This window comes from Xanthomonas sp. SHU 308 (assembly GCF_000364645.1).
In the GTDB taxonomy this organism is placed as follows: domain Bacteria; phylum Pseudomonadota; class Gammaproteobacteria; order Xanthomonadales; family Xanthomonadaceae; genus Xanthomonas_A; species Xanthomonas_A sontii.
In genome coordinates this window covers 1-5874 of record NZ_AQOK01000387.1, presented here as the reverse complement: position 1 = coordinate 5874, position 5874 = coordinate 1, and the positions used below count along the sequence as shown (strand labels likewise).

Annotated in this window: 4 protein-coding genes; 1 reads left to right on the top strand and 3 read right to left on the bottom strand. The window is 68.0% G+C overall.

Annotated elements, in window-relative coordinates; all coding sequences use genetic code 11:
* The 3 genes from cydB to D588_RS0113085 form a co-directional block, all read right to left on the bottom strand.
* The coding region (gene cydB / locus D588_RS0113095; protein WP_017916301.1) for a cytochrome d ubiquinol oxidase subunit II at positions 1-1003 on the bottom strand (1003 nt) is incomplete at its 3' end.
* A complete protein-coding gene (locus tag D588_RS0113090) occupies positions 1003-2406 on the bottom strand; it encodes a cytochrome ubiquinol oxidase subunit I (RefSeq protein WP_017910339.1) in 1404 nt (467 codons plus the stop codon). The genes cydB and D588_RS0113090, both read right to left, overlap by 1 nt.
* Positions 2407-2583: 177 nt before the next feature.
* On the bottom strand, positions 2584-3003 hold the full coding sequence (locus D588_RS0113085; RefSeq protein ID WP_232764296.1) for a hypothetical protein: 420 nt from the start codon (positions 3001-3003) through the stop codon (positions 2584-2586).
* 210 nt (positions 3004-3213) lie between these two features.
* Between D588_RS0113085 and D588_RS0113080 the strand changes: the two genes are divergently transcribed.
* Positions 3214-5598 (top strand): S9 family peptidase, encoded by a 2385-nt coding sequence (locus D588_RS0113080; protein ID WP_026143676.1) that lies wholly within the window; start codon positions 3214-3216, stop codon positions 5596-5598.
* Positions 5599-5874 lie beyond the last annotated feature (276 nt).

Sequence of the window (5874 nt, the reverse complement as noted above, 5' to 3'; positions counted from 1 at the left end):
CGGTATCGGCGGTGATCTTGCCGCGGAACACCCGGTACGACCACGCGGTGTAGCCCAGGATCACCGGCAGCAGCACCGCCAGCCCGGCCAGCACGAACCCCTGCGAGGACGGCGGCGAGGCCGCTTCCCAGATGGTCAGCCCGGGCGGCACGATGTTCGGCCAGATGCCCAGCACCAAGCCGAAGAAACCGAGCACGAAGAAGCACAGGGTCAGCACGAACGGACGCGCATCGCGGCCCTGCGCCATCGCCGCCCGCCACAGCGCCAGCGCGTTGACCAGCACCAGCAGCGGCACCGGCGACAGCCACCAGAAATTCCCGTCGTGGAACCAGCGCGCCATGATCCGCGAGTCCAGGAACGGCAGCCAGGCGCTGACCAGGCCCATGAACACCACCACCACCAGTACCAGCGGCCGGGTCAGGGTGCGGGCGATGCGCTGCATCGCGCCCTCGGTCTTGAGGATCAGCCAGCTGCCGCCGAGCAACGCATAGCCGAACACCACCGCCGCGCCGGTGAGCATCGAGAACGGGCTGAACCAGCCCAGCACGCCGCCCAGGTACTTGCCGTCCTGCAGCGGCATGCCTTCCACCAGCGCGCCCAGGATCACCCCCTGCCAGAACGCCGCGCACAGCGAGCCCAGCGCGAACGCCCAGCCCCACAGGTACTTGGAACTGCGCGCCTTGAAGCGGAACTCGAAGGCCACGCCGCGGAACACCAGCGCGATCAGCATCAGCAGCACAGGCAGGTACAGTGCCGACAGCACGATCGCGTAGGCCCTGGGGAAGGCCGCCAGCAGACCGGCGCCGCCGAGCACCAGCCAGGTCTCGTTGCCGTCCCAGATCGGCGCGGCGGTATTCATCATCAGGTCGAGCTGATCCTCGTCCTCGGCGAACGGCGCCAGAATGCCGAGGCCTAGCACGAAGCCGTCCAGCAGCACGTACATCAGCACGCCGAAGCCGATCACGCCGAACCAGATCACCGGCAATACGGTCGCCATGTCCATCAGCGGGTCTCCTCGATGTCGTCGTCGGCCGCCGACAGCGGCCGCGCCGGGGTCTTGTCGCCCTCCTGCATGCGCGGCGCCGGCTCGTGCGGCAGCGGCCCATGGCGCAGCATGCGCAGGATGTACCAACTGCCGAAGCCGAACACCAGCGCGTAGGCGAGCACGTACACGCTCAGCGAGATCCACACCATCGCCGGACTGAGCGTCGGGCTGACCGCATCGCGGGTGTGCAGCAGGCCATAGATCACGTAGGGCTGCCGCCCGATCTCGGTGACGAACCAGCCGGCGACCAGGGCCACGAACCCGGCCGGCAGCATCGCGTTCCACGCCAGGTGCAGCGCGCGCCGGCGCAGCAAGGTGCCGCGCCACCAGAAGAACAGCGACACCAGCGCCAGCAGCAACATCGCCATGCCCAGCCCGACCATCACCCGGAACGCATAGAACACCGGCTTCACCGGCGGCCGCTCGTCCCGCGGCACCGCGGTCAGCGGGGTGATCTCGCCATCCAGCGTATGGGTGAGGATCACGCTGCCCAGACGAGGAATGGTCACCTCGTAGTCGTTGCGCTCGGCGGCCTCGTTGGGCACTGCGAACACCACCAGCGGCACGCCCTGCCCCTTCGCCTCGCCATGCCAATGCCCTTCCATCGCCGCCACCTTGATCGGCTGGTGCTCGAGCGTGTTCAGGCCATGCGCATCGCCGGCGGCGATCTGCAACGGCAGCGCGATCGCGGCGAACGCCACCGCCAGCTTGAGCATGCGCCCGGCTGCATCCAGGTGCTCGCCGCGGCGCAGGTACCAGCCGCTGACCCCGCCGATCACGAAACAGGTGGTGATGAATGCGGCCAGCACCATGTGCGTGAGCCGGTACGGGAACGAGGGATTGAAGATCACCTCGCGCCAGTTGGCCGGATGGAACACGCCTTCGACCACCGCATAGCCGGCCGGCGTCTGCAGCCAACTGTTGGCCGACAGGATCCAGAACGTGGAGATCAGCGTGCCGATGGCGACCAGGCAGGTGGCCAGGAAGTGCAGCTTCTCCGGCACCTTGTGCCAGCCGAACAGCATCACCCCGAGGAACGAGGCTTCCAGGAAGAACGCGGTCAGCACCTCGTAGCTGAGCAGCGGACCAAGGATGTTGCCGGCGCGTTCGCTGAGCACCGCCCAGTTGGTGCCGAACTGGAAACTCATCACGATGCCGCTGACCACGCCCATCCCGAAGGACACGGCGAAGATCTTCAGCCAGAAAAAGTACAGATCGCGCCACACCGTGTCGCGGGTGCGCAGCCAGCGCCACTCCAGGAACGCCAGCCAGCTCGACAGGCCGATGGTGAAGGCCGGGAACAGCACGTGGAAACTGATGACGAATCCGAACTGGATGCGCGACAGCAGCAGGGCGTCCATGGGCAGCACCTGAGGCAGCGGAAACGATGCCTATTGTTGGTGCGGCGCGGAGAAATGGGATGTGACGGTTTGTCGCAGCGCCGCCATTGCCGCAGGGTTGGCGCAACCGCAATAGCGGAAAGAGGGCTCTGTTCGAGGCTCAGTTGATCGGGCCCCGCCTCAAGCCCGGCGCCTCCATCAATGAGACAACGCCAACTCCACCTTGACTTCCTTTTTGCATCGCATGCTCACCTCGGGAAACGTCCACTGTCCGACAGCGTCAAGCACCGCTTCAGCGTAGCCTGAATCGGAGAATTTCCTTCTCTCCAACTGCTTGATATCGACCCTCGATATTTCGGCAACCGATACGTCACCGTTCCTTTCGATCACGATCGCGACGTAGATCGAGCCGATGAACTGGCTTCCCGTGCGCCCTGGCAGCGCTGGCTGAATGGTTTCGAGCGGGCGCAAGCTGGAGGCGCAGTCGGTCTTCGGCAAGTCGTGCGTTTGCTGTCCGCCAATTGTTGCAAGCGCCGCCAACACAAGCACACTTTTCATGGTTCCCTCGCGTTTGCATGCTTGCTTGCCCGGTGGCGTGCCGACCTTGGCCTGCGTCATTCCAGGCCGTCGTGACCTGAAGCGACGCGCGGTGTGACGAGCGATCATGGCGCAGCCACCGCGTGCGCCGATCTACCCGGCGCGCGTCCGCCAGCGCCGTCACCAAGATTACAGGGCCTCCGCTCCCGGTCGCGCCCATGACCAACGGCGCAATCGCCGCCACCCTGGCGGCTGCTACGCTTGCGGTTTGCCGTTCGCCCGGAATTCCAGATGCGTCGTCTCGCCCTGAGCGCTGTTGTGTTGCTGTCCCTGTCCTGCCTGCCGCCGCTGGCCGCGGCCCAGGAAGCTGCCGCCCCGCTGACCATCGAGCAGGCCATGGCCGATCCGGACTGGATCGGGCCGCCGGTCGAGGACGCCTGGTGGGCCTGGGACGGGCGCCAGGTGCAGTACCAGCTCAAGCGCACCGGCAGCCCGGTGCGCGACACCTACCGCCAGGGCGTCGACGGCGGCGCCGCGCAGCGGGTCGAGGACGCCCAGCGCAGCACCCTGGACGCGGCCAACCCGGTCTACGACACCCGCCGCCAGCGCATGCTGTTCGTGCGCAACGGCGACGTGTTCCTGCGCGACCTGCGCAGCGGCGCGCTGACCCAGCTGACCCGCAGCAACCAGGCCGCGGCGCGGCCGCAGTTCACCAGCGATGGCGGCGCGCTGTGGCGGGTCGGCAACGACTGGTACCGCTGGAGCCCGGGCGGCGGCGTGCAGCAGGCCGCGGTGCTCAAGGCCGAGCGCGATCCCGATGCCGCGCCCAAGCCCGACGTGCTGCGCGACCAGCAGCTGCGCACCCTGGAAACCCTGGCCCGCGACCGCGCCCAGCGCGAGCTGCTGCGCCAGCAGGAGCAGGCCTGGCGCCGCGCCGACAGCAGCCGCGCGCCGGCACCGGTGTACCTGGGCGACGACGTGGTGGTCGACGACAGCGCGCTGTCGCCGGACGGCCGCCACCTGCTGGTGGTGACCCACGCCAAGGGCGCCGAGGAAGGCCGCGACAGCAAGATGCCCAAGTACGTCACCGAATCCGGCTACGCCGAGTTCCAGGAAGCGCGCACCCTGGTCGGGCGCAATTCGCCGGTGGCGCAGACCCTGTGGCTGGTCGACGCGGTGGCCGGCAGCGCACGCAAGCTCGACCTGTCGGTGCTGCCCGGCATCGGCACCGATCCGCTGGCGGCGCTGCGCAAGGCCGCCAAGCAGGAGCCGCTGCAGGGTCCGCGCGCGGTGCGCGTGGAAACCGACGGCGACGGCAGCGGCGCCTCGATGCACTGGAGCGAGGACGGCCGCAATGTCGCCGTGCTGCTGCGCGCGGTGGACAACAAGGATCGCTGGATCGCCAGCGTCGACCTGGACAAGGCGGTGCTGCAGCCGCGCCACCGCCTCACCGATCCGTCCTGGATCAACTGGAGCTTCAACGACTTCGGCTGGATGCCGGACAACCAGACGCTGTGGCTGCTGTCCGAGCAGTCAGGCTACTCGCACCTGTACACCCAGCGCGGCGCCGAAAAGCCGCGCCAGCGCACCTCCGGCAAGTGGGAAGTGTCCGCGCCGGTGGTCAGCGCCGACGGCCAGGGCTTCCTGTTCCTGTGCAACCGCAAGTGGCCGGGCGACTACGAGGTGTGCAAGCTCGACCTGCGCAACGACAGCGTCGCCGAACTGACCTCGCTGGACGGCGTGGAGGACTTCGCGCTGTCGCCGGACGGCCAGCAGCTGCTGGTGCACTATTCCGGCCCCTACCTGCCGCCGCAACTGGCGGTGCTGCCGGCCGCCGGCGGCAACGCGCGCGTGCTCACCGACACCCGCAGTGCCGCGTTCAAGGCGCGCCAATGGGTACAGCCGCAGTTCGTACAGGTGCCGTCCAAGCACGGCGCCGGCACCGTCTGGGGCAAGTACTACGGTCCGGCGCAGCCGGAGCCGGGCAAGCGCTATCCGGTGGTGATGTTCGTTCACGGCGCCGGCTACCTGCAGAACGTGTCGGCGCGCTACACCCCGTACTTCCGCGAGCAGATGTTCCACAACCTGCTGGTGCAGAAGGGCTACATCGTGCTGGACCTGGACTACCGCGCCAGCGCCGGCTACGGCCGCGACTGGCGCACCGCGATCTACCGCGACATGGGCCATCCGGAGCTGGAGGACTACCTGGACGGCCTGGACTGGCTGGTCGACAGCAAGCAGGGCGACCGCAGCCGCGCCGGCATCTACGGCGGTTCCTACGGCGGCTTCATGACCTACATGGCGCTGTTCCGCAGCCCCGGCACGTTCAAGGCCGGCGCCGCGCTGCGCCCGGTGGCCGACTGGAGCCAGTACAACCACGAATACACCTCCAACATCCTCAACACCCCGGACCTGGACCCGGAGGCCTACCGCACCTCCTCGCCGATCGAATACGCCAGCGGCCTGCGCGACCACCTGCTGATCGCCCACGGCATGGTCGACGACAACGTGTTCTTCAAGGACTCGGTCGACATGACCCAGAAGCTGATCGAGCTGCACAAGGACAACTGGGAGATCGCGCCGTATCCGCTGGAGAAGCACGGCTTCACCCGCGCCGATTCCTGGCTGGACGAGTACAAGCGCATCCTCAAGCTGTTCGAACGCGAGCTGCGCTGAGCCGGCCGCATACCGAGGCGCCTGCCGTCGACGTGCGGCAGGCGCAGCGCCCGCGGGGCGCCTTCGGGGGACAGCGCCAACCACCGGTGTCCGTCACGCATCGCGCCGTTCCGCAGGAGTCAACGGTCATGCATCCGCGACGCGCGAGGTGGTGAGCCTTCCGATGGCGCAATGCGTCGGGACTGAAGTCCCTCCCACAGTGCACCCGGCGGGCTCGCCGCAAGCCCCTGTGGGAGCGACTTCAGGGCACCTCGAACAACCTGCCACGACCTGGAG